This is a genomic window from Pseudomonas fluorescens (assembly GCF_018614655.1).
GTDB lineage: Bacteria > Pseudomonadota > Gammaproteobacteria > Pseudomonadales > Pseudomonadaceae > Aquipseudomonas > Aquipseudomonas fluorescens_BX.
Genome location: NZ_JAGGOG010000003.1, coordinates 419,901 through 445,757, shown reverse-complemented (window position 1 = coordinate 445,757; position 25,857 = coordinate 419,901). Strand labels below are relative to the sequence as shown.

The window sequence follows — 25,857 nt, the reverse complement described above, 5'->3', positions numbered from 1 at the left end:
ATCCGACATGCAAAAGATTCGTCGTGACGACGAGATCATCGTGATCGCCGGCAAAGACAAAGGTAAGCGCGGTAAGGTGCTTAAGGTTCTCGCAAATAACCGTCTGGTTATTGGCGGTCTGAACCTGGTTAAGCGCCATACCAAGCCTAACCCGATGTCGGGCGTACAAGGCGGTATCGTCGAAAAAGAAGCTCCACTGGACGCTTCTAACGTCGCCATTTTCAACGGCGAAACCAACAAGGCTGACCGCGTTGGTTTCAAAGTAGAAGATGGCAAGAAAATTCGTGTCTTCAAGTCGACCCAAAAAGCGGTTGATGCTTGAACACTGCTAGGTAGAAGACCATGGCACGACTAAAAGAGATTTACTGGAAAGAAATCGCACCGAAGCTTAAGGAAGAACTTAAGCTTTCGAACGTGATGGAAGTTCCACGCGTTACCAAAATCACCCTGAACATGGGTCTGGGCGAAGCGGTCGGTGATAAAAAAGTCATCGAGCACGCTGTTGCGGACCTGGAAAAGATCACCGGTCAAAAAGTCGTTGTGACTTACGCTCGGAAATCCATCGCTGGCTTTAAAGTCCGTGAAGGTTGGCCGATCGGCGTCAAAGTGACTCTGCGCCGTGAGCGTATGTACGAGTTCCTGGATCGTCTGCTGTCGATCTCCCTGCCTCGGGTTCGCGACTTCCGCGGCCTGAATGCCAAGTCCTTCGATGGTCGTGGTAACTACAGCATGGGCGTTAAAGAGCAGATCATCTTCCCGGAAATCGACTACGACAAGATCGATGCTCTCCGCGGTCTGGACATTACCCTGACCACCACTGCCAAGAACGATGATGAAGGTCGCGCACTGCTGCGTGCTTTCAAATTCCCGTTCCGCAACTGATTGGAGTAGGAAAATGGCCAAGATGAGCATGAAAAACCGCGAGCTGAAGCGTCAGCTCACGGTTGCCAAGTACGCCAAGAAGCGTGCAGCACTGAAAGCTATCATCGTTGATCTGAACGCAAGTCCAGAAGCGCGTTGGGAAGCTACAGTTGCTCTGCAGAAGCAGCCACGTGACGCAAGCGCTTCGCGCATGCGTAACCGCTGCCGCCTGACCGGTCGTCCACACGGCGTTTACCGCAAGTTCGGCCTCGGTCGTAACAAATTGCGTGAAGCGGCAATGCGTGGTGACGTACCAGGTCTGGTTAAAGCCAGCTGGTAAGTACTTTCGAAGTCTCGGTGGTCAGGATCGCAAGATACTGACCACCGGTGGCCTTGAATCTGGAACAAGCCCCTTTTGGGGCTTGTTTCATTTCCGGAGTGTGTCTAAAATACGCGGCTCGCCTGAGCCCGTGTATTTTATGCTCGGAGATTCTCGGCGACACGTAATGGCCGCAAGGCTAATTTTTTTGTATTAGGAGCGTCTAGCCATGAGTATGCAGGACCCGTTAGCGGACATGCTAACTCGTATCCGTAATGCCCAGATGGCTGAAAAGTCCGTCGTAAGCATGCCATCTTCCACGTTGAAGGTAGCTGTTGCCAAAGTCCTGAAAGACGAAGGCTACATTGCGGGTTATCAGATCAGCAGCGAAATCAAACCTCTGCTGTCCATCGAGCTGAAGTACTTCGAAGGCCGTCCGGTCATCGAGGAAGTGAAGCGCGTTAGCCGTCCAGGCCTGCGTCAGTACAAGTCCGTCGAAGATCTGCCGAAAGTTCGTGGCGGTCTCGGTGTGTCTATCGTCTCCACCAATAAAGGTGTGATGACGGATCGTGCTGCGCGCGCTGCCGGTGTCGGCGGCGAAGTTCTTTGCACAGTGTTCTAAGGGGGGATAAGCATGTCACGCGTCGCTAAGAACCCCGTTAAGCTGCCAGCCGGTGTCGAAGTCAAATTCGCAGGTGGCCAGCTTTCGGTGAAGGGTGCCAAGGGTACTCTAGAACTGAACATCCATTCGTCCGTTGAGATCGTTGAAGAAGCTGGTGAGCTGCGTTTCGCTGCTCGCAATGGCGATCAACAAACTCGCGCAATGGCCGGTACCACTCGTGCGTTGGTAAACAACATGGTCCAAGGCGTAAGCCAAGGCTTCGAGCGTAAGCTCCAGCTGGTCGGTGTTGGTTACAAAGCGCAAGCAAAAGGCACGGTTTTGAACCTGGCCCTTGGCTTCTCGCACCCAGTGGATTACGAACTGCCGGAAGGCATCACCGCTGAGACCCCTAGCCAAACCGATATCCTGATCAAGGGTATTGATAAGCAGCTGGTAGGTCAGGTGGCCGCTGAGATCCGCGACTTCCGTCCACCAGAGCCGTACAAAGGCAAAGGTGTGCGCTACGCGGACGAAGTCGTCCGTCGTAAAGAAGCCAAGAAGAAGTAGGGCATAGCAAATGACCGACAAAAAAGTTACTCGACTGCGTCGCGCTCGCAAAGCACGCCTGAAAATGCACGAACTCGAAGTCGTGCGTCTCTGCGTGTTCCGCTCGTCGCAGCACATCTACGCCCAGGTCATCTCGGCCGACGGCAACAAAGTCCTGGCAAGCGCCTCGACTTTGGATAAAGAACTGCGTGATGGTGCCACTGGCAACATCGACGCGGCCACTAAGGTTGGCCAGCTGGTCGCTACGCGTGCTAAAGCCGCTGGCGTCTCGCAGGTGGCTTTCGACCGCTCTGGCTTCAAGTACCACGGTCGCGTCAAGGCGCTGGCTGATGCTGCTCGTGAAGCTGGGCTGGAGTTCTAAGTTATGTCAAATAACGACCAAAAGCGCGACGAAGGCTACATTGAGAAGCTGGTTCAAGTTAACCGCGTAGCCAAAACCGTTAAAGGCGGCCGTATCTTCACTTTCACCGCGTTGACCGTGGTAGGTGATGGTAAAGGGCGTGTTGGCTTCGGCCGTGGCAAGTCACGTGAAGTGCCTGCTGCGATCCAGAAGGCAATGGAAGCTGCTCGTCGCAACATGATCCAAGTTGATCTGAACGGCACCACTCTGCAGTACGCAATGAAGTCCGCCCATGGCGCTTCGAAGGTGTACATGCAGCCTGCTTCTGAAGGTACCGGTATCATCGCTGGCGGCGCTATGCGTGCTGTCCTCGAGGTTGCTGGCGTTCAGAACGTTCTGGCCAAGTGCTACGGCTCGACTAACCCGGTAAACGTGGTTCACGCCACTTTTAAAGGTTTGAAGGCTATGCAGTCTCCTGAATCCATTGCCGCCAAGCGTGGCAAAAGCGTCAAGGAGATCTTCTGATCATGGCTACCGTTAAAGTAACGCTGATCAAAAGCATGACCGGCCGCATCCCTAACCACAAATTGTGCGTTAAGGGTCTGGGTCTGCGTCGCATCGGTCACACTGTAGAAGTACTTGATACTCCCGAGAATCGCGGGATGATCAACAAGGCTTACTACATGCTGCGTGTCGAGGGTTAATCGATGAAACTCAATGATCTGAGTCCAGCGCCGGGTTCCCGTCGCGAAAAGCATCGTCCGGGCCGTGGTATCGGTAGTGGTTTGGGCAAGACTGGTGGCCGTGGTCACAAAGGTCAGTCCTCCCGCTCCGGTGGCACGATTGCTCCAGGCTTTGAAGGCGGTCAACAGCCGCTGCACCGTCGCCTGCCGAAGTTCGGTTTCGTTTCCCTGAAGGCCATGGACCGCGCAGAAGTGCGTCTGTCCGAGCTGGCTAAAGTGGAAGGCGACATCGTTACCGTGCAGACCCTGAAAGATGCCAACGTGATCAACGTCAACGTACAGCGTGTGAAAATCATGCTGTCCGGTGAAGTGACTCGCGCTGTCACTATCGGCAAGGGAATCGGCGCCACCAAAGGTGCGCGTTCGGCTATCGAAGCAGCTGGCGGCAAGTTCGAGGAATAAATGGCTAAGCAAGGTGCTCTCTCAGCGCTCGGCAAAGGCGGTATGTCTGAACTTTGGGCTCGTCTGCGTTTTCTGTTCCTGGCGATTATCGTCTACCGAATAGGCGCACACATCCCGGTTCCAGGTATCAACCCGGACCGACTCGCAGACCTGTTTCGACAGAATGAGGGGACCATTCTTAGCTTGTTCAACATGTTTTCCGGCGGCGCGCTGGAACGGATGAGCATTTTTGCACTGGGGATCATGCCGTACATTTCGGCATCGATCATCATGCAACTGATGACCGCCGTCAGCCCGCAGTTGGAGCAGTTGAAGAAGGAAGGTGAAGCTGGCCGTCGCAAGATAAGCCAGTACACCCGCTACGGCACTGTCATCCTTGCCTTGGTTCAGGCTATCGGCATGTCCGTTGGTCTGGCGGGGCAGGGTGTTGCGTTCACTGGTGACTTTGGCTTCCATTTCGTCGCAGTATCCACATTTGTGGCTGGTGCGATGTTCATGATGTGGCTGGGTGAGCAGATTACTGAGCGTGGTGTTGGTAACGGTATCTCGATGTTGATTTTCGCAGGTATCGTCGCCGGTCTTCCGAGAGCGATTGGGCAGTCTTTCGAGTCTGCACGTCAGGGTGATATCAATATCTTCGCCCTGGTTGCCATCGGTTTGCTGGCAGTAGCGATTATCGGTTTTGTGGTGTTCATTGAGCGTGGTCAGCGTCGTATTGCTGTTCACTACGCCAAGCGTCAGCAGGGCCGTAAGGTTTTTGCCGCGCAGACCAGCCACTTGCCGCTGAAAGTGAATATGGCCGGGGTTATTCCTGCTATCTTCGCGAGCAGCATTTTGCTGTTTCCGGCTTCGTTGGGTGCCTGGTTCGGTCAGTCTGAAGGTATGGGCTGGTTGCAGGACATCTCGCAGTCGATCGCTCCTGGTCAGCCGTTGAATATTCTGCTGTTTAGTGCAGGGATTATTTTCTTCTGCTTCTTCTATACGGCGTTGATGTTCAATCCGAAAGACGTAGCGGAAAACCTGAAGAAGTCCGGTGCCTTTATTCCGGGCATCCGTCCAGGTGAGCAGTCTGCGCGCTACATTGATGGCGTTCTGACTCGCTTGACCATGTTCGGTGCTCTATATATGACGGCCGTGTGCTTGTTGCCCCAGTTCCTGGTGGTTGCAGCAAACGTTCCGTTCTACCTTGGCGGGACCTCGTTGCTGATCGTGGTCGTGGTTGTGATGGACTTCATGTCCCAAGTACAATCGCACCTCGTTTCGCACCAGTACGAATCCCTGATGAAGAAAGCCAACCTGAAGGGTTACGGCAGCGGCATGTTGCGCTGAGTACCCATAAGGTTCGAGGAGTTGGTGATGAAAGTTCGTGCATCGGTGAAAAAGCTGTGCCGTAACTGCAAGATTATTCGCCGCGAAGGTGTTGTTCGAGTAATTTGCAGCGCGGAACCGCGTCACAAACAGCGCCAAGGCTGAGTGTGATCCGCTTGAAGCCCGGCAGCTAGTGCGCTGCCGGGTTGATTATTTGTTATTACAGCGATATTATCTCGCGCCCTATTTCTTGGCTTCCGGGGCGTAGGTAGCTGTCAATTGGAGTCCCACTGAATGGCCCGTATTGCAGGCGTTAACATTCCAGATAACAAGCACACTGTTATCTCGCTGACCTACATCTATGGTGTTGGTCGCACTACTGCGCAGAAAATTTGCGCAGTCACTGGGGTCAACCCAGCCGCAAAGATCAAAGATCTGAGCGACGAGCAGATTGAGCTGTTGCGTGGCGAAGTGGCGAAGTTCACCACTGAAGGTGATCTGCGTCGCGAAATCAACATGAAAATCAAGCGTTTGATGGACCTCGGTTGCTACCGTGGTCTGCGTCATCGTCGTGGTCTTCCAGTGCGCGGTCAGCGTACCAAGACTAACGCGCGTACCCGTAAAGGTCCGCGTAAGCCGATCCGCAAGTAATCGCCCACGCGAATCGACAGGAAATTAATCATGGCAAAACCTGCTGCTCGTCCTCGTAAAAAAGTTAAAAAGACAGTGGTTGATGGCATCGCCCACATCCATGCATCTTTTAACAACACAATCGTGACCATCACCGACCGTCAAGGTAACGCGCTTTCTTGGGCTACCTCCGGTGGTTCGGGTTTCCGCGGTTCCCGCAAGTCCACTCCGTTTGCTGCTCAAGTAGCTGCTGAACGTGCTGGTCAAGCTGCGCTGGAATATGGCCTGAAAAACCTCGACGTCAACGTCAAAGGTCCAGGTCCAGGTCGTGAGTCTGCTGTCCGTGCATTGAACGGCTGTGGCTATAAGATCGCCAGCATCACCGACGTGACGCCAATCCCGCACAACGGGTGCCGTCCGCCGAAGAAGCGCCGCGTGTAATCCAGGAGATTGTAAAGAATGGCTCGTTACATTGGTCCAAAATGCAAACTCGCTCGTCGTGAAGGCACCGATCTCTTTCTGAAGAGCGGCGTGCGCGCGATCGAATCGAAGTGCAACATCGAAGCAGCACCTGGTATCCACGGCCAACGCCGCGGTCGCCAGTCCGATTACGGCACCCAACTGCGTGAAAAGCAGAAGGTCCGTCGTATCTACGGCGTTCTCGAGCGTCAATTCAGCGGCTACTACAAAGAAGCTGCTGGCAAGAAAGGTGCAACCGGTGAAAACCTGCTGCAACTGCTCGAATGCCGTCTGGACAACGTTGTATACCGTATGGGCTTTGGTTCGACTCGTGCCGAATCCCGTCAGCTGGTATCGCACAAATCCGTTAGCGTAAACGGTCAAACCGTTAACGTCCCGTCTTACCAGGTTCGTGCTGGTGACGTGGTCGCGATTCGCGAGAAAGCAAAAAACCAACTTCGCATTGTCCAAGCTCTCGATCTGTGTGCCCAACGTGGCCGCGTAGAATGGGTAGAAGTAGACACTGAGAAGAAGTCGGGCGTTTTCAAGAACGTTCCTGCTCGCAGTGATCTGTCCGCCGACATCAACGAAAGCCTGATTGTCGAGCTCTACTCCAAGTAAGGGCTAGAAAATAGGTGCATCCATGCAGATTTCGGTAAATGAGTTCCTGACACCCCGCCACATTGATGTGCAGGTTGTCAGTCCAACCCGCGCCAAGATCACTCTCGAGCCTCTCGAGCGTGGTTTTGGCCACACCCTGGGCAACGCGCTGCGCCGCATCCTGTTGTCCTCAATGCCCGGCTGTGCAGTAGTCGAGGCCGAGATTGACGGTGTGCTCCACGAGTACAGCGCCATCGAAGGTGTACAGGAAGACGTAATTGAAATCCTGTTGAACCTTAAAGGTCTGGCTATCAAGCTGCACGGTCGTGACGAAGTTACGCTGACCTTGTCGAAGAAGGGTTCGGGGGTGGTTACCGCTGCCGATATTCAGCTGGATCATGATGTCGAGATCGTTAACCCCGATCACGTAATCGCTAACCTGGCGTCTAACGGCGCCCTGAACATGAAGCTCACTGTAGCTCGTGGTCGTGGTTATGAACCGGCCGACTCGCGTCAGAGCGATGAAGACGAAAGCCGCAGCATTGGTCGCTTGCAGCTTGACTCTTCGTTCAGCCCGGTTCGCCGTATCGCATACGTGGTGGAAAACGCCCGTGTCGAGCAGCGTACTAACCTGGACAAGCTGGTTATTGATCTGGAAACCAACGGTACTCTGGATCCTGAAGAGGCTATCCGCCGCGCTGCAACCATTCTGCAACAGCAGTTGGCTGCGTTCGTCGACCTCAAAGGTGACAGCGAACCAGTGGTAATCGAGCAGGAAGACGAGATCGATCCGATCCTGCTTCGCCCGGTTGACGATCTGGAACTGACTGTACGTTCGGCTAACTGCCTTAAGGCGGAAAACATTTACTACATCGGTGACCTGATTCAGCGTACCGAAGTAGAACTGTTGAAGACTCCGAACCTGGGCAAGAAATCCTTGACTGAAATCAAGGACGTTCTGGCCTCCCGCGGTCTGTCCCTCGGCATGCGCCTCGACAACTGGCCGCCTGCAAGTCTTAAGAAGGACGACAAGGCGACTGCCTGATCGTCGTAATCACCGAACGTGAGTTTGGTAAGGAATGAACCATGCGTCATCGTAAAAGTGGTCGTCACCTGAGCCGTACCAGCTCGCACCGCAAGGCCATGTTTCAAAACATGGCGGTGTCGCTGTTCGAGCACGAGCTGATCAAAACTACACTGCCGAAAGCTAAAGAACTGCGTCGCGTTGCTGAGCCGCTGATTACTTTGGCCAAGACAGACAGCCTGGCTAACCGCCGTCTGGCTTTCGACCGTACTCGTTCGAAAGCTATCGTTGGTAAGCTCTTCAACGACCTGGGCAAGCGTTATGCTACCCGTGAGGGTGGCTACCTGCGCATCCTCAAGTGCGGTTTCCGCGCTGGCGACAACGCGCCTATGGCGTACGTCGAGTTGGTTGATCGTGCTACTGCTGGCGAAGCTGTATCCGCCGAGTAAGACGTCAGTCTGAAACGAAGAACCGGGCCTAGTGCCCGGTTTTTTGTTTATAAAGTAGGACAAATCCTATTTATGTCGTTTCCCTCTATGTCGATACTGGTGCTATAGAGAGGGAGCATTTGGTAGTTTTTTTCTATTGAAGCGTGCAATTTTATGAATTTGTAGGCTTCATCCTGATGGTCAATACTCCCTCCAAGCCGATTAGCCGGCAGTTCCAAGACTGACTGAGGAAGATTGAGCATGAGCCAGAATAAAACGCTTACCACCGCCAGCGGCGCTCCTGTTGCTGATAACCAGAACTCCCGTTCCGCCGGCCCTCGTGGCCCGTTGCTGCTCGACGATTTTCACTTGATCGAGAAGCTTGCCCACTTCAACCGTGAAAACATCCCTGAGCGTCGCGTTCACGCCAAAGGCTCGGGTGCTTACGGTACATTCACCGTCTCTAAAGACATTACTCAGTACACCAGCGCCAAGTTGTTCGAGTCCGTGGGTAAGCAGACCCCGACTTTCCTGCGTTTTTCCACCGTGGGTGGCGAACGTGGTTCGGCGGATACTGAGCGCGACCCACGGGGCTTCGCTTTGAAGTTCTACACTGAAGAAGGCAACTGGGACATTGTTGGCAACAACACCCCGGTGTTCTTCATTCGTGACCCGCTGAAGTTCCCTGACTTTATCCATACCCAAAAACGCCTGCCACAAAGCAACCTGAAAAGCGCGCAGATGATGTGGGACTTCTGGTCGCACTCTCCTGAGGCGCTGCACCAGGTCACCATCCTGTTTTCGGACCGCGGCATTCCAGACGGCTATCGCCATATGCATGGCTTCGGCAGCCACACCTACAGCCTTATCAACGCCAAGGGCGAGCGGCATTGGGTGAAGTGGCACTACAAAACCAAACAAGGGATCAAGAACCTGGCGCCTGCTGACGCTGCACGCCTGGCCGGTACCGATCCAGATTACGCTCAACGCGACCTGTTTGGCGCCATTGAGCGCGGGGACTTCCCGAAATGGCGAGTGTGCATCCAGATCATGACCGAAGCTCAGGCTAACGCTCATTTCGAGAACCCCTTCGACGTGACCAAGACCTGGTCGCAGAAAGAGTTTCCATTGATCGAAGTGGGTGAACTGGAGTTGAACCGCAACCCGCTGAACTACTTTGCGGAAGTTGAGCAAGCAGCGTTTGGGCCAAGCAATATGGTTCCAGGTGTTGGTCTGTCGCCAGACCGCATGCTGCAAGGCCGCGTGTTCGCCTATGCGGATGCCCACCGCTACCGTATCGGCACTAACCACCAGCACCTGCCGGTGAATGCGCCACGTAGCCCGGTTAACAGCTACCAGCGTGATGGTTCCATGGCGTTTGGCAGCAACGGTGGGGCAGCGCCCAACTATGAGCCCAACAGCTACGCTGATGCGCCCAAGCAGGATCCGCAGTACGCCGAGCCTCCATTGGCCTTGAGTGGCGCCGCTGATCGTTATGATCACCGCGAAGACACCGACTACTACAGCCATGCCGGTGCGCTGTTCCGTCTGATGAATGATGAGCAGAAAACCCTGCTGATCAACAATATTGCCGGCGCTATGGCTGGAGTTTCCAGCGATGTGGTTCAGCGCCAGTTGCAGCATTTCGTCAAGGCGGACCCTGCTTATGGAGAGGGAATCGCAAAGGCACTGGGTGTATCGCTTAACTAACTCTAAGTGATAAGCAGAACCGCCCTCATTTGGGCGGTTTTTGCGTTATTTAAGCCACTTTTCTCAGAAAATCTTCACTTTTCTGCCGTTGATCCCGTGACCTCCGAGTCATCATGGTTCAAACTACAGTCTTTAAAGCAGGGAGATGTAGGGCGATGCAAGGTCACCCCGACGTAATCGATTACCTCAACACGTTGCTGACGGGCGAACTGGCGGCTCGTGATCAATATTTCATTCACTCGCGGATGTACGAGGATTGGGGCTTTACTGAGCTCTATGAGCGTATCAACCACGAAATGGAAGAAGAGGCTCAGCACGCCGATGCGCTGATGCGCCGTATCCTGATGCTCGAAGGCACGCCACGTATGCGTCCCGACGACCTGGATACAGGCACCACGGTGCCTGAGATGCTCGCCAGTGATTTGCGCCTCGAATACAAGGTCCGTGCCGCGCTCTGCAAGGGCATCGAGCTCTGCGAGCAGCACAACGACTACGTCACTCGCGAAATACTGCGCGTACAGCTGGCCGACACCGAAGAAGATCACACCTACTGGCTGGAAAAGCAGTTGGGCCTGATCAAGCTGATCGGCCTGGAGAATTACCTGCAATCGCAGTTCTGATTCCGCCAGCTACAAAAAAGCCCCTGTCACTTCATCGGTGACAGGGGCTTTTCATTGGGCCTGGAATCAGGCCTTGTCGCGAGCCAACAACGGTTTCAAGTAGTACCCGGTATGAGACTGCGGCATCTCGGACACCTGTTCCGGCGTACCCACCGCAATGATCTGCCCGCCCTTGGAGCCGCCTTCCGGCCCAAGATCCACCAACCAGTCGGCGGTCTTGATCACGTCCAGGTTGTGCTCGATCACCACCACAGTGTTGCCGTGGTCACGCAAGCGATGCAGAACATCCAGCAATTGCTGGATATCGGCGAAGTGCAGACCGGTGGTCGGCTCATCGAGGATATACAGGGTCTTGCCGGTGTCGCGCTTGGACAGCTCGCGAGACAGTTTCACTCGCTGCGCTTCACCGCCGGACAGAGTTGTCGCCGATTGTCCCAGCTTGATGTACGACAAGCCGACATCCATCAACGTTTGCAGCTTGCGCGCCAATGCAGGGACCGCGTCAAAGAACACCCGCGCTTCCTCGATGGTCATCTCAAGGGTTTCATGGATGTTCTTGCCCTTGTACTTGATCTCCAGGGTCTCACGGTTGTAGCGCTTGCTCTTGCATACATCGCACGGCACGTAGATATCCGGCAGAAAGTGCATCTCCACCTTGATCAAGCCGTCGCCCTGACACGCCTCGCAGCGGCCACCCTTGAGGTTGAAGGAGAACCGTCCAGGACCGTAGCCACGGGAGCGAGACTCCGGCACGCCAGCGAAAAGCTCACGAATAGGGGTGAACAGCCCGGTATAGGTCGCCGGGTTGGAGCGCGGCGTGCGACCAATCGGGCTCTGGTCAATATCGACCACCTTGTCCAGAAGCTCCAGGCCCTTGATGCTGTCGTGTGCAGCAGCTTCCAGGGTGGTTGCACCATTCAGCGCGGTGGCGCTAAGGGGAAATAGCGTGTTGTTGATCAGCGTCGATTTGCCGGAACCGGATACGCCGGTCACGCAGGTCAGTAGTCCCAGCGGGATCTCAAGGTCGACATTGCGTAGATTGTTGCCGCGCGCGCCCTTGAGGTGCAGCGCCATCTTCTTGTTGCGCGGAGTCCGCTTGGCCGGCACGGCAATCTTCACCCGTCCAGACAGGTACTTGCCGGTGAGCGAGTCAGGGTGCGCCATGACTTCGGCCGGCGTGCCCTCAGCAACAATATGCCCACCATGCACGCCCGCACCGGGCCCAATATCGACCACGTAGTCCGCCAAGCGAATCGCGTCTTCATCGTGCTCAACCACGATCACCGTGTTGCCGATGTCACGCAGGTGTTTCAGCGTGCCAAGAAGGCGGTCGTTATCCCGTTGATGCAGGCCAATGGACGGTTCATCAAGGATGTACAACACCCCCACCAATCCGGCGCCAATCTGGCTGGCCAGGCGAATCCGCTGGGCCTCGCCACCGGAAAGGGTGTCCGCGCTACGGTCCAGCGACAGATAGTCGAGGCCGACGTTGACCAGGAACTGCAGGCGCTCACGGATCTCCTTGAGGATCTTGTCGGCAATCTCACCGCGGCGCCCGGTCAGCTTCAGCGTGCCAAAGTATTCGCAGGCATCGCCAATCGGCAGGTTGGTCACCGCCGGCAGTGTTTTCTCGCCCACCCATACATGACGCGCCTCGCGACGCAGGCGGGTGCCACGGCAATCCGGGCATGGCTGGGTGCTGAGGAACTTGGCCAGTTCTTCGCGCACACTGGCCGACTCGGTTTCGCGGTAGCGACGTTCCAGGTTCGGCACGATGCCTTCGAACGGGTGGGAGCGTTTGACGATATCGCCACGATCGTTCAGGTACTTGAAGTCGACGTTCTGCGAGCCGCTGCCGTGCAGGATGACTTTCTGTTGCTCGGCCGGCAGCTCGTTGAACGGCACTTCCAGGCTGAACTTATAGTGCGATGCCAGGGAGCCGAGCATCTGGAAGTAATAGACATTGCGCCTGTCCCAGCCACGGATCGCACCCTCTGCCAGCGTCAGGTCGCCATTGACCAGGCGCTTGATATCGAAGAACTGCTTCACGCCCAGGCCATCGCAGGTCGGACAGGCGCCGGCCGGATTGTTGAAGGAGAACAGCTTGGGCTCCAGCTCGCTGATGGCATGGCCGCAAATCGGGCAGGCGAAGCGTGCGGAGAAGATGATTTCTTCGCCCGGCTCGTCGTCCATCGGCGCCACCAAGGCGATGCCGTCTGCCAGCTTCAATGCGGTCTCGAACGACTCAGCCAGACGTTGTTGCAGGTCGGCGCGCACCTTGAAACGGTCGACCACTACGTCAATGGAGTGCTTCTTCTGCTTGTCGAGCTTGGGCGCTTCGTCCAACTCGTAGAGCTTGCCGTTGATTCGTGCGCGGACGAAACCCTGGGCACGTAACTCTTCAAAAACGGAAAGGTGTTCGCCCTTGCGCTCGCGAATCACCGGGGCCAGCAGCATTAGTTTGGCGCCTTCCGGCTGGGTCAGCACCAGGTCGACCATCTGGCTGACGGTCTGGGCTTCCAGCGGGATGTCGTGATCCGGGCAGCGCGGAATACCCACGCGAGCGTACAGCAGGCGCAGGTAGTCGTAGATCTCGGTAATGGTGCCCACGGTAGAGCGCGGGTTGTGGGACGTCGATTTCTGCTCGATGGAAATTGCCGGCGACAGGCCTTCAATGGTGTCGACGTCGGGCTTTTCCATCATCGACAGGAACTGCCGGGCGTAGGCCGACAGCGATTCCACATAACGACGCTGGCCTTCGGCATACAGCGTGTCAAAGGCCAGGGACGACTTACCGGACCCGGACAAGCCGGTGATGACGATCAGTTTGTCCCGGGGCAGGGTCAGGTCGATGTTCTTCAGGTTGTGGGTTCGAGCCCCACGAATCAGGATCTTGTCCAAGATGGCCTCGCACGGCGGGCGTAAATAATGCAGGAGTATACGGCTAAAGACTGGATGAATATACACTGTCAAATGGCCGGATGCAGCCTTAGATGAAAGCTGCGCGGCAAAGCGCCGCATATACCCTCTCAATCGATGGGACTGGTAGAATCGCCGCCGGTTCACATGAGGTTTTTCCATGCACGATCCCCACAGCGAACGCATGAGTGGCAGCGAGACCCGCGCGGCAAGCGGTCTGGCCCTGGTGTTCGCCTTCCGTATGCTTGGCATGTTTATGGTGTTGCCGGTCCTGGCGACCTATGGAATGGATCTCGCAGGCGCGACCCCCGCACTGATCGGCCTGGCGATTGGCGCCTACGGCCTGACCCAGGCGGTTTTCCAGATTCCGTTCGGGGTCATTTCCGACCGCATCGGCCGCCGCCCCGTTATTTACCTGGGGCTGATCGTCTTTGCCCTCGGCAGTGTGTTGGCTGCCAATGCCGATTCGATCTGGGGCGTGATCGCAGGACGTGTCCTGCAAGGCGCCGGGGCAATTTCCGCGGCGGTCATGGCACTGCTTTCTGACCTGACTCGTGAACAACACCGTACCAAAGCCATGGCAATGATCGGCATGACCATTGGACTGTCGTTCGCGGTGGCGATGGTGGTCGGCCCGCTGCTGACCCGCGCGTTTGGCTTGCACGGCTTGTTCCTGGCCACCGGCGGTATGGCATTGTTCGGCATCCTGGTCGTTGCCTTTATGGTGCCGCACTCCACCGGGCCGCTTCAGCATCGTGAATCGGGTGTGGCTCGGCAAGCATTACTGCCAACCCTCAAGCATCCAGACCTGCTGCGCCTGGATTTAGGTATCTTCGTATTGCACGCCATGCTGATGTGCAGCTTCGTTGCCTTGCCCCTGGCCCTGGTGCAAAAAGCCGGGTTGCCCAAGGAGCAGCACTGGTGGGTGTACCTCACCGCGTTGCTGATTTCGTTCTTCGCCATGATCCCGTTCATCATCTATGGCGAAAAGAAACGCAAAATGAAACGAGTTCTGTTGGGCGCCGTCGCGACACTGATGCTCACTGAGCTATTCTTCTGGCAGTTCGGCGATAGCCTGCGGGCGCTGGTAATCGGCACGGTGGTGTTTTTCACCGCGTTCAACCTGCTGGAGGCCTCGTTGCCTTCGCTGATCAGTAAAGTTTCACCGGCCGGCGGCAAGGGCACGGCGATGGGGGTGTATTCCACCAGCCAGTTCCTCGGTTCGGCGCTGGGCGGGATCATGGGCGGCTGGATGTTCCAGCATGGCGGTTTGTCGGTTGTGTTCCTTGGATGCGCCGGGCTGGCTGCACTTTGGCTAGCCTTTGCTGTTACCATGCGCGAACCTCCTTACGTCACAAGCCTGCGCCTGCCGTTATCGCCCGAAGCGATTCGTGAAGCTGGTCTGGTAGAGCGCCTGAAGGCCGTCGTTGGGGTAACGGATGCAGTCGTGGTGGCTGAAGAAGCCGCCATTTACATCAAATTGGACACCGAATTATTGGATCGCGCGACGCTTGAGCAACTGGTCAACCCAGTGCCGACAGCGCGCCCAGCCTAGGAGAACGTTATGGCCCGTGGGGTTAACAAAGTCATATTGGTCGGTACTTGCGGCCAGGATCCCGAAGTTCGCTACTTGCCTAACGGTAACGCCGTGACCAACCTGAGTCTGGCGACCAGCGAACAGTGGACCGACAAGCAAACCGGCCAGAAGGTCGAGAAAACCGAATGGCACCGTGTGTCGATGTTCGGCAAGGTTGCCGAGATCGCCGGTGAGTACCTGCGCAAAGGTTCGCAGGTTTACATCGAGGGCAAGCTGCAGACCCGCGAGTGGGAAAAAGACGGTATCAAGCGTTACACCACCGAAATCGTGGTCGACATGCAAGGCACCATGCAACTGCTGGGCGGCCGTCCACAGGGCGACCAACAGGGCCAGGGCGGTATGTCCAACTCGGCTCCGCGTCCACAGCAGTCCCGTCCGCAGCCAAGCCAGCAGCCACAGCGTGAGTCGCGTCCAGCGCCACAGCAGGCCGCACCGCAGCCGGCAGCAGACTTCGACAGCTTTGATGACGATATTCCGTTCTGAGGAGCCGTAGAGACTTTTTTGTAAGGTTTCCTCTGAAAGCCCCCGCATTGCGGGGGCTTTCTCGTTTTCGGGGTGTAAAAAATAAGTTGACGTGTTTTAGCTAGGCTCATACCTTGAATTTACGTAATGAATTCGAGGTGGGTATGCAATTGGCAATTAGAAGGTTTCAGGGGGAGTCGGGAGAGAGGTTTTCAATCCTCGTCGATGACACCGGCATGCCGCTTTATTACCCCGCGCTGTACGTGACTGCAGAGATGCGTGGGGGCTCGCTTTCCATTAACACGATCAATAACGCGCTATCGGCGCTCAAGGCGATGTGCGCCTGGCAGGATTACTACGGCCATGATCTGGAGTCGCGTTTTAAGCGGAGCGAGCTACTTTGCCGTCATGAGATCCATTCGTTGCGGGACTTCATGCAAAAGCCTCTGGAAGATATGTGGCCAAAGGAAAAGAAGGTCGTCGCCCTCAAAGGTCGTCAAAGAAGGGTCGCCAAGGACAATCAGTACAACCGAATGACTGTTATCGCTGGGTACGTCGGATTTCTTGCGGGCAGACTGCACCCAGTAACAGCGACCAGCGCGCAGGAAATTGATGCCATGGTGGCTCAGATCAAAGCAAATCGACCGAAGATTGGCGATCAGACTGAAGAAGGCAGATCTGATTCCCATCTGGATGACGCCGTTTTGGATACGGTTGAAGAAGTTCTCAAGCCAGGCAGCGAATCCAACCCGGTTGCCGACGTTGGCCTTCAATTTCGGAACGCATTGATGTTCACAATTCTTCGTCTCACCGGGATGCGGCGTGGAGAACTGCTGAACCTCAGAACTGAAGACTTCGATTTTGCGCAAAACACGGTCAAGATCGTGCGACGAGCAGACTCTGTTGGCGATCCGAGAACTTATCAGCCGGTCGCTAAGACGCGGGAGCGTACATTTCCTCTGATCCCTGAGCTCATGCAGCGAATCCATGAGTACATCGCCAAATTCCGCAACAAGATTCCAGGTGCTCGTAAGCATGGATATCTTTTTGTGATTCATCGTTCAGGAAGAACTGTGGGCTGGCCGCTTTCTAATTCTGGCTTCGGAAAATTTATTGCAACTCTGTCGACTCTAGCCGATGAATTTTCTGGCCTGCATACCCATGCCCTTCGGCACCATTGGAACTACATATTTTCGAGGAAATGCGATGAAGACGGCATAACCCCAGAGCGAGAACAGAAGCTCCGCTCTTACTTGATGGGGTGGAGTGAGACTTCTGGTACTGCGTCAATTTATAACAAGCGCCATATCAAGGAAGAGGCTGGAAAGGCTGTGATGGGATTGCAAAAAAAGCACTTGGGGAAATCATCTGATGATCATGAATAATAATGCAGTCCTAGCTCGGTATGAGCGCACTTCGTTTGTCTCCAAAGATGGCCATGAGGTGGATGTATATGCGAGTCATTGGAGGCTGAGTAAAGATATCGGATTCTTCCTCAACACTCTTCCCACATGGCTGGATGATGATTTAAAGCGCACATTTAAGCAGGTTCTGGCCATCTATGGAGAGACCTGTTCAGCGCAGTACACGATGGCACTGTACCGCCGGTTCAGATCTTATTTTGAAGCAACTCATGCTCTCCCGCTATTCAGCCTGGAATCGATGATTTCCTATCGCTCACAGATAGCTGATGCTGAGTGGGAGCTGAGCTCTATGCGTGCATTCATTCGCACATGGGTCAGCCTTGGATATCCTGGTGCCTCCGCCGACACCTTGAAAATGATGGAGGGCTGGAGAATCAAAGGGAACGAAAAAGGTTACGCAGTACAGTCGATGTGTCCAGAAAACGGGCCGCTCACAGATATTGAGATGGAGGGCATCGTCTCAGGTGTGCTTGATTGTTATGCATTCGGAGAACTCGATTTGCGAGAAACTTGCTTCTCAATGATTTTAGCTATGACTGGCAGGCGCCCAGCTCAAATTGCAGCGTTGAAGATTAAAGACCTTATCCCTGTTGGGCAGCGTTACTTCATCAATTTTCCGCGTGGTAAGCAAAAGCACCAGGGATGGCGTCAGTCGTTTTCAAAGTTTGAAGTTGTTGAGGATTTGTGGACGCTTCTTCAGGAGCAGGCAGGCTATGTCAAATCAGCTTTTTCTGATCTGTGCGGTGGGACTATGCAGCAGAATCTTGTTCCCGAGCTGCCACTGTTTCCTGCCATCAAACATTACGATGTGAACAAAGATCTTCAGGCGCAATTGGCAGGAGATTTTTTGCATGCCCGCGTGATTGAGATCGGTAACTCAATGTCGAGAGTTAAAGAGGTGATCGCCGTTATCAGTCACCGAACTGGCGCTTACACCAACATCAATCCATACCGCTTCCGCTACACCCTCGGAACCAACCTCGCGAGGGAGGGCAGGGGCGAATACATTATCGCGCAAGCGCTTGATCACTCCGACATCCAAAATGCCGGCGTCTACGTGAGGAACATTCCCGAGATCGTTGAGCGCATCGATAAAGCTGTAGCGCTGCAGTTGGCTCCACTTGCGCAAGCGTTCCAAGGCGTCCTTGTCGTTGATGAAGCCAAGGCTCGCCGTGGGGGTGACCGTTCAAGCAGGATCTGCAGTGCAGGTGGCAACGTCGGTAGCTGCGGGAGCTATGGGTTTTGTGGAGCTTTGGCCCCAATCGCCTGTTACACCTGTTCGCATTTTCAGCCTTGGCTGGATGGCCCTCATGAGGATGTCTTAGATCAGCTAATTCTTGAGCGTGACAGCGTCTATGAAGGCACAGGTGACCTGAAGATCGCATCCGTCAATGACCGACTCATTCTTGCAGTCAGTGATGTAGTAACTCGTTGCAACGCCATGAAGAGCGATCTCGCCAATGTCTAACATCTTTCAGTTTGTTCCGAAGGCCCAGGCTGCCAGTCGGCACAACCTTGATGAGTTCATCGTCATGTGCCGGGACAGGCTTACAGTGTTTGGTGCCGATCTGGATTGGTACAGCCACGCGTGGCCAGGCGTAGGCAACTTCACAAAAAAGGGTGCTCCGTCTCGTGGTTATAGCGAAGCGCAGCTTCTGGACGCAGGCATCATTCCATTCGCCAAGGCATACGTTCGTTATCAGCAAGGCCATAACCCTAACAAGCTGAAGAATGAGTTCAAGGCCATTCGCTGCGTTGAAGCTGCTTTGCTTGAAATCAAAGGCTGTGCTGACATCACGCAGACCGATATCAGTGTCTTGGATGAAGCCGCCAAGGTAGCGTTTTCTTACAACGCAAGTTCCTATCAAGCGGGCAGCAGCTTGGTGAAGCTCGTTGAATTCCTGAATGAAAGCCGAATCATCCCAGCACCAATTTCCTGGAGGAACCCGGTTAAAAAACCTAAGGAGATTCATCGTACTGATTCCGTCGCCAAGCAACGGCGCGAGGACAAAATGCCTCCAGAGCGAACGCTCGAGGCAATGGCGGAGATGTTCAGCAATGACCTTCAGGGAGTGCGAGATCGCTTCACTACGTCAATCTTTGCGCTATGCATGTGCGCTCCATCTCGCATTAGCGAAGTACAAGACCTTCCCCTTAACTGCCTGCACCGGGAGACCGACAGCAAAGGCGTAGAGCGTCTCGGGCTCAGGTTTTACGCTGGGAAGGGGTATGAATCTGATATTAAATGGCTTCCTACTGTTCTGATGCAAACCGCTGAGGAAGCGGTTCGCCGTCTCACAGAAATGTCGGAGCCTGGGCGCATGCTCGCGAAGTGGCTTGAAAGCAATCCGGACAAGTTCTATCGCCATGAAAGCTGCCCTAACGTTGGTGAAGATCACCCTCTAACTGACACCCAAGCATGCCTTGCTCTGGGGTTAGATCCGAGTGACGTAGCGTCCGTAGCTACCGTTAGGCTGAAAGCGGGAATGAAATCCTACAAACCATTTCCGGCCTTTTATGCAGAGAACGGGTACGTCACATTGCGGTTTCTGAACGGCTTCATGCACAGCAAGCTGCCGAAGGGGTGGCCGTGGCTCAACAAAGAGCGGCACATCAAGTATTCCGAGGCGCTCTGCTGTTTCAGGCAAAACGAACTGAGGATGGACTATCCGGCACGACCGATCATTGTCTGGTCTCCGGGGAAGAGTACGTTCACAACGGACATCAACTACATCGATGGTCAGGAACGCAGCATTTGGGAGAGGAATGGCTACAAAAACCCTGATGGAACCCCTATTTCTATGGGATCTCACCAAGTTCGCCACTACCTGAATACGCTGGCTCAGCGCGGCAGCCTAGGCCAGTTGGACATCGCCAAATGGTCAGGGCGAGCCAACATCCACCAGAACGCTACCTATAACCATATGACAGCCGATGAGCACGTCGAGATGGCCAGGGAAGCGGGGATTGGTGTCGCTTTGACCAAGATCAGGGAGAACACACCAGTAACGTTGGCTGACCTCGACGCCATGGGGGAGGGGATTGCCCACATCACAATTTTCGGCTTCTGCGTCCATGACTATTCAATGCTGCCGTGTCAGAAGCACCGTGACTGCCTGAACTGCACTGAGCAAGTCTGCGTCAAAGGGGATGCCAACAAGCTCGAAAGACTAAAAAGCCATCGTGACAGTATCCGCCTTCAGCTTGGCAAGGCTCAGGCGGCGAACGAAGACGGTATCTTCGGTGCCGACCGCTGGAGTCAGCATCAGATCAAAACCCTGGAACGGGCTGATCAACTGATCGAGATTTTGGAGTCGAAGGACACTCCTGACGGCACCATCATCCGGTTGAGCAATGACCAGGAGTTCAGCCCGCTGAAGCGTGCTATTGCCGCCCGGTCAACTGCGCCAAGCCTACCTGCTCCCAAAAAAGAAGAGCCGGATATGGACGAGCTCCGTGCGTTGATGGGGATGTAAGCCATGGCAAAGCATTTGAGTCCAAAAGACCTAGATCTGATTGTCAGCCTGATTGACGGCTGGGAGGGAAAGTTTGCCTGGGAGGCGCTCTGCGATGCTATTGAGCCGTTGATAGGGACGCGGCCTACTCGGCAAACCCTGAATTCGCACGAGAAGATCAAGAGCGCGTTCACTCACCATAAGGCCAGGCTGAAGTCAGGGTTCGTTTCCACGAAACGCCCGGCGAGTTTGAGTATCGCCGAGCAGCGGATTCGGCGGCTTGAAGCCGAGAACAATCGGCTGGAGCGTGAGAACGCGCGACTCTTGGAGCGCTTCATGCGGTGGCAGTACAACGCCCATAAATTCAACGTGTCCGAAGACAAGCTTGATGCGCCACTGCCTTTCGTTGATCGCGACTCTTCGGAAGGGAAATCCTGATGGCTAGCGGGCAGCAAATCGCTGAAGAGAACTATGCCGCATTCCTCGCCTGGTCGACTTCCAAGCAGGACGATGACTTTCGTGAGTATGTATATCGGGACAAGCTCAAGCGTTCCGAGATTGCGGCTGAGTGTGGGTTCGGTAAAAGCGCACTGGTTCAGAATCCCGCTATACGTGCCGCTCTCGAAAACTTGGAGGTAGGGCTGAGAGCGAGCGGGGTGCTTCCATCTCTGACTTCAACGGTTCCCAAGAGCGAAAAGGAGCAGGCGCCAATTAGGGATCGTGATGGCAAGCAGCGCAAGGTTGATAGCCAACGTCTGAACTCTCTGGAGCAGGAAAACGCGGCTCTGCGTGCTGAGTTGCTCGCCGCAAAGGGGATGCTTGGTCGATACACCCTGATGACCGAGTTTCTGGAAGAGACAGGGAGAATGCCTAGATGAATGCTATTTCTCCTGTACTCATCAGCTTGACCGTGCGCATTACCAGCATACGTTCGGCGAATCGTAAGGGATGTATCGCGTTCGGGCATCGTATGGACATTGACCGGGGCATCAATGATCGTGCGAGTCCAGTAGTGCTCAGGATCGCGCCAGAGATCGCGAAGCTGTCCGACATCGCCGTAGGCGGGATATTTGAGGCGTATGGCGAGGTCACCGTCATTCGCCGTGAGCATGGCGCATTCGTCGTAAATGAAACCACCGTCGACGTACAAGATCTCCGGTTGGTTCGCCCTAGCGGGTCGCAAGTCATCCAATGGCTGGCTGATAACGTTAAGGGGATCCGTGAGGTCAAGGCCACGAAGCTTTGGGATGCCCTGGGAGAGCGTCTTTACTCTGCCCTCGACCAAGCCGACCATGGATCAATCGAGACGATTATCCCGTCCCTTGATGTGCGCACAGGCATGTTCCAACGGTGGGCAGAGGATGGAGATGCTAAGACCCTGAAATTCGTCCAGGAAAAAGCAATTCCCCTCGAGCTTGCTCGCAAGGCAATTCGGTTCCACAAGAAAAACACCATATCTGCGCTGACGAATGATCCATACCGTCTTTTGAGTTTCAGCGGCGTTTGGCAACAGGTGGACGACATCGCCCGCTCGAAGTTCGGCGTCTCACTCGATGACCCGCGTAGGCTAGCAGCCGCGCTTGAGGAGTCTCTTTATCGGGTATCAGAGAAAGGCCACACATGCAGCACCCTCAATGACCTGCAGACTTCCGTCAGCGCGCTAATCAGACCACACGCAGCGCCTTCCACTGCATTGGCACAAGCGCTACTGAAAGGTTCCGAGACCGGCCAGTTCGTATGTCGCGAAGGTGTTGATGGCGACGTGGTGCTGTATGCGCCTGGAACCTGGCTCATGGAGCGACGGTGTGCGGAGTTTATCGGTGCCTTGGTATCCACACCTGTGTTACAGCCCCAGCTTTTTGCTACGGATTTGCCCGCCCTTATCAACCATTTTGAAGAACTAGAACGGGGACATTTGGGGATTCCGGAATTCAGCCTAAACGACGCTCAGCGGTCTGCCGTAGAAACCTCCTTCTTAAACCGCTTTAGCATCATCACAGGCGGAGCCGGTGTAGGTAAAACCACTGTCCTGAAGGCACTGTACAAAGCACTCGACACAACGGGTCGTCCTCGGTATCAGATGGCTCTGTCAGGTCGAGCGACGGCACGGATGATTGAAGCCACCAGTGGTGATGCAACAACAATTGCTGGCTTTTTGAGGAAGGTGATGGATAAGGAAATGGGTGCGGCGCCAATCATCGTCGTGGATGAAGCCTCGATGCTAGATCTCATGACCTTCTATCGCCTGGTACAGAAGCTACCCCCAGAGTCGCAATTGATCCTTGTCGGCGACCCGTATCAGTTACCGCCCATTGGTGCAGGTTTAGTGCTTCACGTCCTTTGCGAGCTTGGCACGATCCCCATGACTGAACTGACCGAGGTCAAGCGTCAGGCCAAGGATTCAGCTATCCCCGGAGCATCGCGGATGATCCGGAAGGGTGAGTTGCCGGCGTTCTCTTCTGACGAGGCAGGAGAAGTAGTATTCCTCCCGTGCGCTGATGATCAGATCATTGCTACGGTGCTGAAGCTCTACGAGCAGGATCCGCAGAACACCCAGATCCTTGGTGCTACAAAGTCATGCCGTTTTGCCGGGGTGGAGACGATCAACCGTTTCTGTCACGGCAAATACGCAGACCACGGTCGGAAGCTCATGGCGGAAAACCCAGATACACAAGAAGTTGAAGACACGGGATTCTGTGTGGGCGACTTGCTGATGTACACGGCCAATGACTGGGATCGAAATCTCCAGAACGGATCGCTCGGAAAACTCATTGATGTTTACGATCAGCCCCGCAAGGTGAACTTGGGCGACGAGGATGAACCTGTCATCCGGATTGCCCTAGGCTTGGCTATCTATGAAGGTGTTGAGCACTACGTGCTGGATACTGACATCGACGCAATGCAGTACGCTTATGCGATCACTGTCCACAAAGGGCAGGGCTCTCAGTTCAAGCGGGTGATCATCCCTGTCCGCAAATCACGCATCCTGGACAGGACATTCGTCTACACCGCAGTCACCAGAGCTCAGACACAAGTCATTTTGGTTGGCGACTTAGAGGTGGTGAAGGAAGCTATCGCACGTCCCCCTACCGCCTTCTCTCGGAAGGTTGGTTTGCGATCCATGCTGGAAGGGCTACCTATCGTTTGTCAGGCTTCGAGTGCGGCTTAACCGTTTAGGTATTCTCCGAATAAGGTCGGCTATCCGGGCCTCTGCCACAGCTGGAGAGCCATAGAGAATTTCTCAATCAGCTAACCAGGGCATGCGCTGGCGGCTCACTGGGAAGCATCATTTTTCCTGTACCAATGTCTTCCAACAGTCGATCTTGGTATTCCCAGCATCCGCACTGCTTCCGCCTGTGTATGTCCTTTGCTCTTCAGTGCCTGTACAGCCTCCCATTTTTTCGCGGCATCCTCGGTCTGAGGCGGACGCAATTTTTGGGGGGCTAGAGGGAGGTGCTCATCCAAAAGAGCCATGGCCTCCAATTCCTGAAGGGCCTCTTCCAGTATGTCGCGCGCTGACTTTTGGTCTTGTGCTGCTTGAACCAAGGTTAGAAACGATATCGGATGCAGATTCAGCGCCGAAGCTAGCTCCTGACTGACTTCCAGGGTCGCAGATGTCTTGAGTGCTTCGAGTTGGCTGATATGAGATTGCGTCACTGTCACGGCTATGTCGTGCTGTGATAAGCCACGGCGCGCTCTAACCAGTTGCAGCACTGCTGCATACGCCCTTCGTAGTGACATCTGAACCGTCCTCCACAAATCGGACGGTATGCCGCGTTTGCTTGATCCCATTCAAATCTATATATTTATCGCTATGGGAGGATCTTTGTGTGCCATATCGAGATTGACCTTTTTCACCCCGTCAGGGGGGGGCACGGCAGGGCCGGGTAGGCACGTTACTCGAGGCTCCTGCTTGGATTGATCGCCTCACTCTAGATAATTTTTTTATATTGCCAACAGTTGGGGAAAAGCAGTGACCGAAATTCCATCTGCCAGCGAGCTACTCAACGGCTCAGGTGACCCTCGGCAGGGCTCCGTTGAAACGCAAGAGGCGCTGATTCACCTTGTGCGATCTCGCTTCCCCAGAAAGGCTTACTGCCTGGTTGAAGAGTGGACAGTCTTCCGCGTTGAGATCACAAGCGAAGAACTGATAAAGATCCATGCAGCTGCTCAACTGCCGTTAGTTCTGTTTGCTCACAAAGTCATCCTCGACAGCCAAGACCGCTTTGATTTCGGAAATTGGGTGCGCAGCACCATGGCCATATCTTTCCAGGACGGCTTCCTCTTTGAAACAAGAAACACTGTGTACGTATTACTGGGGGCCGGGTACGAAAAAACCGCCAGCTTAAAAACGATCATGTCCATTTTTTGATCGCTCGAAACCTGAAGAGTTAGGGGCGATCTACGGAGCTTCAAAAAATGTTTAGAACGCACGAGAGCGTGCTCGCGGGTATTCCAGGGCTGTTCGGGCAGGGGTACACAAACTGGCACATGGTCGAAAGGCTATTGGCGCTTCATTGGTTCCACGTTTGCCTGGAACATCGGGAGGAGGGCAGAGCTTTGCCGCTGGTTATGATGCCCAGCGACGTCGACATGTTAAGCGAGATCTTGACTCAGCAAGACGCCACCATTGTGGTCACCGATGTTCAAGTCGTTACACCAGACTGGATGAATAAATCTGGCGGTTGGCGCATGGAAAAGCTCGAGGGTCTGTCGGTGGGCTACGACAAGCTCGATATTCGTGTGTGTCTTATAGAGGTTGCGGGAGGGGAAACCTACACGGATGTTCATGATGAGACTTTCGATGCGAAGACTCTCAGAAACATCTCCAAGATTTACTGAATCTGCGTTCGCCATACCTGCCTCTAACACGACTTTTCCACGGCAACAGAGGCACTGTTAACGTGCGGAAAATGTGTTAAACCCGAGCAAATACGCGTTAGGAAAAAGAAAATGCTGAACACGATTAACGTCGAGTTTCACGGTAAACGGCTGACGGATTTCCATCTCAAACGCATCGCTCGAGCAGACGCGCAATCATTCAAGGAGCCCATCACCGCGTATCTAAGCGATGTGTTCATCTCCTCCAGTTCAGCAATCGGTGTGGTTTTTGGCCACAAGAAGCGCGACGAACACGGGCGGTTTGCAGACGGACATTTAGTGCGGACATCTGAAATCTGCATTGCACGAAAAGAGGGAAGATTCTGGGTGCTGACCACGATGAATTCGCGTTACGTCGTGGCATCCTTCAAGCGGGGGTACGGGAGGGCCAGTCTCAAGGCATTCCTGCGAGCTATACAGGGCCGGTACATCTTCACGCCTCCTGTCCTGCAGTAGAGACCTGTGCGTCTGATGGAGAAATGGATCCTGGTTACTTAGGTGGTCTTT

At 54.7% G+C, this 25,857-nt stretch carries 31 protein-coding genes; 29 read left to right on the top strand and 2 right to left on the bottom strand.

The features are described 5' to 3' along the window. Nucleotides 1-7: 7 nt before the first annotated feature. The 18 genes from rplX to bfr all read left to right on the top strand — a co-directional run bounded on the left by rplX (nt 8) and on the right by bfr (nt 10,612). Nucleotides 8-322: a 50S ribosomal protein L24 gene (gene rplX, locus J7E41_RS04720; RefSeq protein WP_003176416.1), complete on the top strand. Its 315-nt coding sequence runs from the start codon at nt 8-10 to the stop codon at nt 320-322. Nucleotides 323-342: 20 nt separating this feature from the next. Then, nucleotides 343-882: a 50S ribosomal protein L5 gene (gene rplE, locus J7E41_RS04715; protein ID WP_003176415.1), complete on the top strand. Its 540-nt coding sequence runs from the start codon at nt 343-345 to the stop codon at nt 880-882. Nucleotides 883-895: 13 nt separating this feature from the next. Further along, entirely contained in the window at nt 896-1,201 is a 306-nt protein-coding gene (rpsN, locus tag J7E41_RS04710) for a 30S ribosomal protein S14 (protein WP_003176414.1), read from the top strand. Between the two features lie 208 nt (nt 1,202-1,409). Further along, nucleotides 1,410-1,802 (top strand): 30S ribosomal protein S8, encoded by a 393-nt coding sequence (gene rpsH / locus J7E41_RS04705; RefSeq protein ID WP_017848802.1) that lies wholly within the window; start codon nt 1,410-1,412, stop codon nt 1,800-1,802. Nucleotides 1,803-1,814: 12 nt separating this feature from the next. Further along, on the top strand, nt 1,815-2,348 hold the full coding sequence (gene rplF / locus J7E41_RS04700; protein ID WP_155585075.1) for a 50S ribosomal protein L6: 534 nt from the start codon (nt 1,815-1,817) through the stop codon (nt 2,346-2,348). A 10-nt stretch (nt 2,349-2,358) separates the two neighbouring features. After that, nucleotides 2,359-2,709 (top strand): 50S ribosomal protein L18, encoded by a 351-nt coding sequence (gene rplR, locus J7E41_RS04695; protein ID WP_003186037.1) that lies wholly within the window; start codon nt 2,359-2,361, stop codon nt 2,707-2,709. 3 nt (nt 2,710-2,712) lie between these two features. Beyond that, entirely contained in the window at nt 2,713-3,213 is a 501-nt protein-coding gene (gene rpsE, locus J7E41_RS04690; protein WP_003186035.1) for a 30S ribosomal protein S5, read from the top strand. 2 nt (nt 3,214-3,215) lie between these two features. Then, a complete protein-coding gene (gene rpmD, locus J7E41_RS04685) occupies nt 3,216-3,392 on the top strand; it encodes a 50S ribosomal protein L30 (RefSeq protein ID WP_003186033.1) in 177 nt (58 codons plus the stop codon). A 3-nt stretch (nt 3,393-3,395) separates the two neighbouring features. Then, complete coding sequence (gene rplO, locus J7E41_RS04680) at nt 3,396-3,833, top strand: 50S ribosomal protein L15 (protein ID WP_003210066.1); 438 nt, start codon at nt 3,396-3,398, stop codon at nt 3,831-3,833. Continuing rightward, on the top strand, nt 3,834-5,162 hold the full coding sequence (gene secY / locus J7E41_RS04675) for a preprotein translocase subunit SecY (protein WP_003210064.1): 1,329 nt from the start codon (nt 3,834-3,836) through the stop codon (nt 5,160-5,162). 27 nt (nt 5,163-5,189) lie between these two features. Next, entirely contained in the window at nt 5,190-5,306 is a 117-nt protein-coding gene (rpmJ, locus tag J7E41_RS04670) for a 50S ribosomal protein L36 (protein WP_002555468.1), read from the top strand. A gap of 129 nt (nt 5,307-5,435) precedes the next feature. Further along, nucleotides 5,436-5,792 (top strand): 30S ribosomal protein S13, encoded by a 357-nt coding sequence (rpsM, locus tag J7E41_RS04665; RefSeq protein WP_155585076.1) that lies wholly within the window; start codon nt 5,436-5,438, stop codon nt 5,790-5,792. Nucleotides 5,793-5,822: 30 nt separating this feature from the next. Next, entirely contained in the window at nt 5,823-6,212 is a 390-nt protein-coding gene (rpsK, locus tag J7E41_RS04660; RefSeq protein WP_002555466.1) for a 30S ribosomal protein S11, read from the top strand. An 18-nt stretch (nt 6,213-6,230) separates the two neighbouring features. After that, nucleotides 6,231-6,851, top strand: coding sequence for a 30S ribosomal protein S4 (gene rpsD, locus J7E41_RS04655; RefSeq protein WP_003210056.1), 621 nt, complete (start codon nt 6,231-6,233; stop codon nt 6,849-6,851). 22 nt (nt 6,852-6,873) lie between these two features. Then, on the top strand, nt 6,874-7,875 hold the full coding sequence (locus J7E41_RS04650) for a DNA-directed RNA polymerase subunit alpha (RefSeq protein ID WP_003176403.1): 1,002 nt from the start codon (nt 6,874-6,876) through the stop codon (nt 7,873-7,875). Between the two features lie 41 nt (nt 7,876-7,916). Then, nucleotides 7,917-8,303, top strand: a complete 387-nt coding sequence (rplQ, locus tag J7E41_RS04645) for a 50S ribosomal protein L17 (protein ID WP_003176402.1) — start codon at nt 7,917-7,919, stop codon at nt 8,301-8,303. 240 nt (nt 8,304-8,543) lie between these two features. Next, nucleotides 8,544-9,992 carry a catalase gene (locus J7E41_RS04640; protein WP_214990485.1) on the top strand — a complete coding sequence of 483 codons (1,449 nt, stop codon included), beginning with the start codon at nt 8,544-8,546 and terminating at the stop codon, nt 9,990-9,992. A gap of 155 nt (nt 9,993-10,147) precedes the next feature. Then, on the top strand, nt 10,148-10,612 hold the full coding sequence (bfr, locus tag J7E41_RS04635) for a bacterioferritin (RefSeq protein ID WP_071485373.1): 465 nt from the start codon (nt 10,148-10,150) through the stop codon (nt 10,610-10,612). A 66-nt stretch (nt 10,613-10,678) separates the two neighbouring features. On the opposite strand, the gene uvrA is transcribed toward bfr, so the two are convergent. Next, on the bottom strand, nt 10,679-13,513 hold the full coding sequence (gene uvrA / locus J7E41_RS04630; protein ID WP_214990484.1) for an excinuclease ABC subunit UvrA: 2,835 nt from the start codon (nt 13,511-13,513) through the stop codon (nt 10,679-10,681). 178 nt (nt 13,514-13,691) lie between these two features. On the opposite strand from uvrA, the gene J7E41_RS04625 reads away from it, so the two are divergent. The 8 genes from J7E41_RS04625 to J7E41_RS04590 all read left to right on the top strand — a co-directional run bounded on the left by J7E41_RS04625 (nt 13,692) and on the right by J7E41_RS04590 (nt 23,638). Further along, nucleotides 13,692-15,086 (top strand): MFS transporter, encoded by a 1,395-nt coding sequence (locus tag J7E41_RS04625; RefSeq protein WP_214990482.1) that lies wholly within the window; start codon nt 13,692-13,694, stop codon nt 15,084-15,086. A 9-nt stretch (nt 15,087-15,095) separates the two neighbouring features. Then, nucleotides 15,096-15,611 carry a single-stranded DNA-binding protein gene (locus tag J7E41_RS04620; protein WP_017849542.1) on the top strand — a complete coding sequence of 172 codons (516 nt, stop codon included), beginning with the start codon at nt 15,096-15,098 and terminating at the stop codon, nt 15,609-15,611. 143 nt (nt 15,612-15,754) lie between these two features. After that, entirely contained in the window at nt 15,755-16,975 is a 1,221-nt protein-coding gene (locus J7E41_RS04615; RefSeq protein WP_214990515.1) for a site-specific integrase, read from the top strand. Continuing rightward, nucleotides 16,962-18,482, top strand: a complete 1,521-nt coding sequence (locus tag J7E41_RS04610; RefSeq protein WP_214990480.1) for a site-specific integrase — start codon at nt 16,962-16,964, stop codon at nt 18,480-18,482. The genes J7E41_RS04615 and J7E41_RS04610 overlap by 14 nt, the downstream gene beginning before the upstream one ends. Beyond that, nucleotides 18,475-20,490, top strand: a complete 2,016-nt coding sequence (locus J7E41_RS04605; protein WP_214990478.1) for an integrase — start codon at nt 18,475-18,477, stop codon at nt 20,488-20,490. The genes J7E41_RS04610 and J7E41_RS04605 overlap by 8 nt, the downstream gene beginning before the upstream one ends. 3 nt (nt 20,491-20,493) lie before the next feature. After that, nucleotides 20,494-20,907, top strand: a complete 414-nt coding sequence (locus J7E41_RS04600; protein WP_016982039.1) for a hypothetical protein — start codon at nt 20,494-20,496, stop codon at nt 20,905-20,907. Then, nucleotides 20,907-21,347 carry a VPA1267 family protein gene (locus J7E41_RS04595; RefSeq protein ID WP_214990476.1) on the top strand — a complete coding sequence of 147 codons (441 nt, stop codon included), beginning with the start codon at nt 20,907-20,909 and terminating at the stop codon, nt 21,345-21,347. The genes J7E41_RS04600 and J7E41_RS04595 overlap by 1 nt, the downstream gene beginning before the upstream one ends. Beyond that, nucleotides 21,344-23,638, top strand: coding sequence for an AAA family ATPase (locus J7E41_RS04590; protein ID WP_214990474.1), 2,295 nt, complete (start codon nt 21,344-21,346; stop codon nt 23,636-23,638). The genes J7E41_RS04595 and J7E41_RS04590 overlap by 4 nt, the downstream gene beginning before the upstream one ends. Before the next feature lie 104 nt (nt 23,639-23,742). On the opposite strand, the gene J7E41_RS04585 is transcribed toward J7E41_RS04590, so the two are convergent. Further along, the gene (locus J7E41_RS04585) at nt 23,743-24,210 is read right to left on the bottom strand and encodes a helix-turn-helix domain-containing protein (protein ID WP_214990472.1); all 468 of its coding nucleotides are present in this window, start codon (nt 24,208-24,210) and stop codon (nt 23,743-23,745) included. A gap of 232 nt (nt 24,211-24,442) precedes the next feature. On the opposite strand from J7E41_RS04585, the gene J7E41_RS04580 reads away from it, so the two are divergent. The 3 genes from J7E41_RS04580 to J7E41_RS04570 all read left to right on the top strand — a co-directional run bounded on the left by J7E41_RS04580 (nt 24,443) and on the right by J7E41_RS04570 (nt 25,806). Continuing rightward, nucleotides 24,443-24,841 (top strand): DUF6957 family protein, encoded by a 399-nt coding sequence (locus J7E41_RS04580; protein ID WP_214990471.1) that lies wholly within the window; start codon nt 24,443-24,445, stop codon nt 24,839-24,841. 47 nt (nt 24,842-24,888) lie between these two features. Further along, complete coding sequence (locus J7E41_RS04575) at nt 24,889-25,311, top strand: hypothetical protein (protein ID WP_214990469.1); 423 nt, start codon at nt 24,889-24,891, stop codon at nt 25,309-25,311. A 111-nt stretch (nt 25,312-25,422) separates the two neighbouring features. Further along, nucleotides 25,423-25,806 carry a hypothetical protein gene (locus J7E41_RS04570; protein ID WP_214990467.1) on the top strand — a complete coding sequence of 128 codons (384 nt, stop codon included), beginning with the start codon at nt 25,423-25,425 and terminating at the stop codon, nt 25,804-25,806. Nucleotides 25,807-25,857: the final 51 nt, after the last annotated feature.

Excerpts from the sequence above, each read along its gene's own strand:
- rplX (WP_003176416.1), top strand. The coding sequence starts at position 8 with ATGCAAAAGATTCGTCGTGACGACGAGATCATCGTGATCGCCGGCAAA.
- rplE (WP_003176415.1), top strand. The coding sequence starts at position 343 with ATGGCACGACTAAAAGAGATTTACTGGAAAGAAATCGCACCGAAGCTT.
- rpsN (WP_003176414.1), top strand. The coding sequence starts at position 896 with ATGGCCAAGATGAGCATGAAAAACCGCGAGCTGAAGCGTCAGCTCACG.
- rpsH (WP_017848802.1), top strand. The coding sequence starts at position 1,410 with ATGAGTATGCAGGACCCGTTAGCGGACATGCTAACTCGTATCCGTAAT.
- rplF (WP_155585075.1), top strand. The coding sequence starts at position 1,815 with ATGTCACGCGTCGCTAAGAACCCCGTTAAGCTGCCAGCCGGTGTCGAA.
- rplR (WP_003186037.1), top strand. The coding sequence starts at position 2,359 with ATGACCGACAAAAAAGTTACTCGACTGCGTCGCGCTCGCAAAGCACGC.
- rpsE (WP_003186035.1), top strand. The coding sequence starts at position 2,713 with ATGTCAAATAACGACCAAAAGCGCGACGAAGGCTACATTGAGAAGCTG.
- rpmD (WP_003186033.1), top strand. The coding sequence starts at position 3,216 with ATGGCTACCGTTAAAGTAACGCTGATCAAAAGCATGACCGGCCGCATC.
- rplO (WP_003210066.1), top strand. The coding sequence starts at position 3,396 with ATGAAACTCAATGATCTGAGTCCAGCGCCGGGTTCCCGTCGCGAAAAG.
- secY (WP_003210064.1), top strand. The coding sequence starts at position 3,834 with ATGGCTAAGCAAGGTGCTCTCTCAGCGCTCGGCAAAGGCGGTATGTCT.
- rpmJ (WP_002555468.1), top strand. The coding sequence starts at position 5,190 with ATGAAAGTTCGTGCATCGGTGAAAAAGCTGTGCCGTAACTGCAAGATT.
- rpsM (WP_155585076.1), top strand. The coding sequence starts at position 5,436 with ATGGCCCGTATTGCAGGCGTTAACATTCCAGATAACAAGCACACTGTT.
- rpsK (WP_002555466.1), top strand. The coding sequence starts at position 5,823 with ATGGCAAAACCTGCTGCTCGTCCTCGTAAAAAAGTTAAAAAGACAGTG.
- rpsD (WP_003210056.1), top strand. The coding sequence starts at position 6,231 with ATGGCTCGTTACATTGGTCCAAAATGCAAACTCGCTCGTCGTGAAGGC.
- J7E41_RS04650 (WP_003176403.1), top strand. The coding sequence starts at position 6,874 with ATGCAGATTTCGGTAAATGAGTTCCTGACACCCCGCCACATTGATGTG.
- rplQ (WP_003176402.1), top strand. The coding sequence starts at position 7,917 with ATGCGTCATCGTAAAAGTGGTCGTCACCTGAGCCGTACCAGCTCGCAC.
- J7E41_RS04640 (WP_214990485.1), top strand. The coding sequence starts at position 8,544 with ATGAGCCAGAATAAAACGCTTACCACCGCCAGCGGCGCTCCTGTTGCT.
- bfr (WP_071485373.1), top strand. The coding sequence starts at position 10,148 with ATGCAAGGTCACCCCGACGTAATCGATTACCTCAACACGTTGCTGACG.
- J7E41_RS04625 (WP_214990482.1), top strand. The coding sequence starts at position 13,692 with ATGCACGATCCCCACAGCGAACGCATGAGTGGCAGCGAGACCCGCGCG.
- J7E41_RS04620 (WP_017849542.1), top strand. The coding sequence starts at position 15,096 with ATGGCCCGTGGGGTTAACAAAGTCATATTGGTCGGTACTTGCGGCCAG.
- J7E41_RS04615 (WP_214990515.1), top strand. The coding sequence starts at position 15,755 with ATGCAATTGGCAATTAGAAGGTTTCAGGGGGAGTCGGGAGAGAGGTTT.
- J7E41_RS04610 (WP_214990480.1), top strand. The coding sequence starts at position 16,962 with ATGATCATGAATAATAATGCAGTCCTAGCTCGGTATGAGCGCACTTCG.
- J7E41_RS04605 (WP_214990478.1), top strand. The coding sequence starts at position 18,475 with ATGTCTAACATCTTTCAGTTTGTTCCGAAGGCCCAGGCTGCCAGTCGG.
- J7E41_RS04600 (WP_016982039.1), top strand. The coding sequence starts at position 20,494 with ATGGCAAAGCATTTGAGTCCAAAAGACCTAGATCTGATTGTCAGCCTG.
- J7E41_RS04595 (WP_214990476.1), top strand. The coding sequence starts at position 20,907 with ATGGCTAGCGGGCAGCAAATCGCTGAAGAGAACTATGCCGCATTCCTC.
- J7E41_RS04590 (WP_214990474.1), top strand. The coding sequence starts at position 21,344 with ATGAATGCTATTTCTCCTGTACTCATCAGCTTGACCGTGCGCATTACC.
- J7E41_RS04585 (WP_214990472.1), bottom strand. The coding sequence starts at position 24,210 with ATGTCACTACGAAGGGCGTATGCAGCAGTGCTGCAACTGGTTAGAGCG.
- J7E41_RS04575 (WP_214990469.1), top strand. The coding sequence starts at position 24,889 with ATGTTTAGAACGCACGAGAGCGTGCTCGCGGGTATTCCAGGGCTGTTC.
- J7E41_RS04570 (WP_214990467.1), top strand. The coding sequence starts at position 25,423 with ATGCTGAACACGATTAACGTCGAGTTTCACGGTAAACGGCTGACGGAT.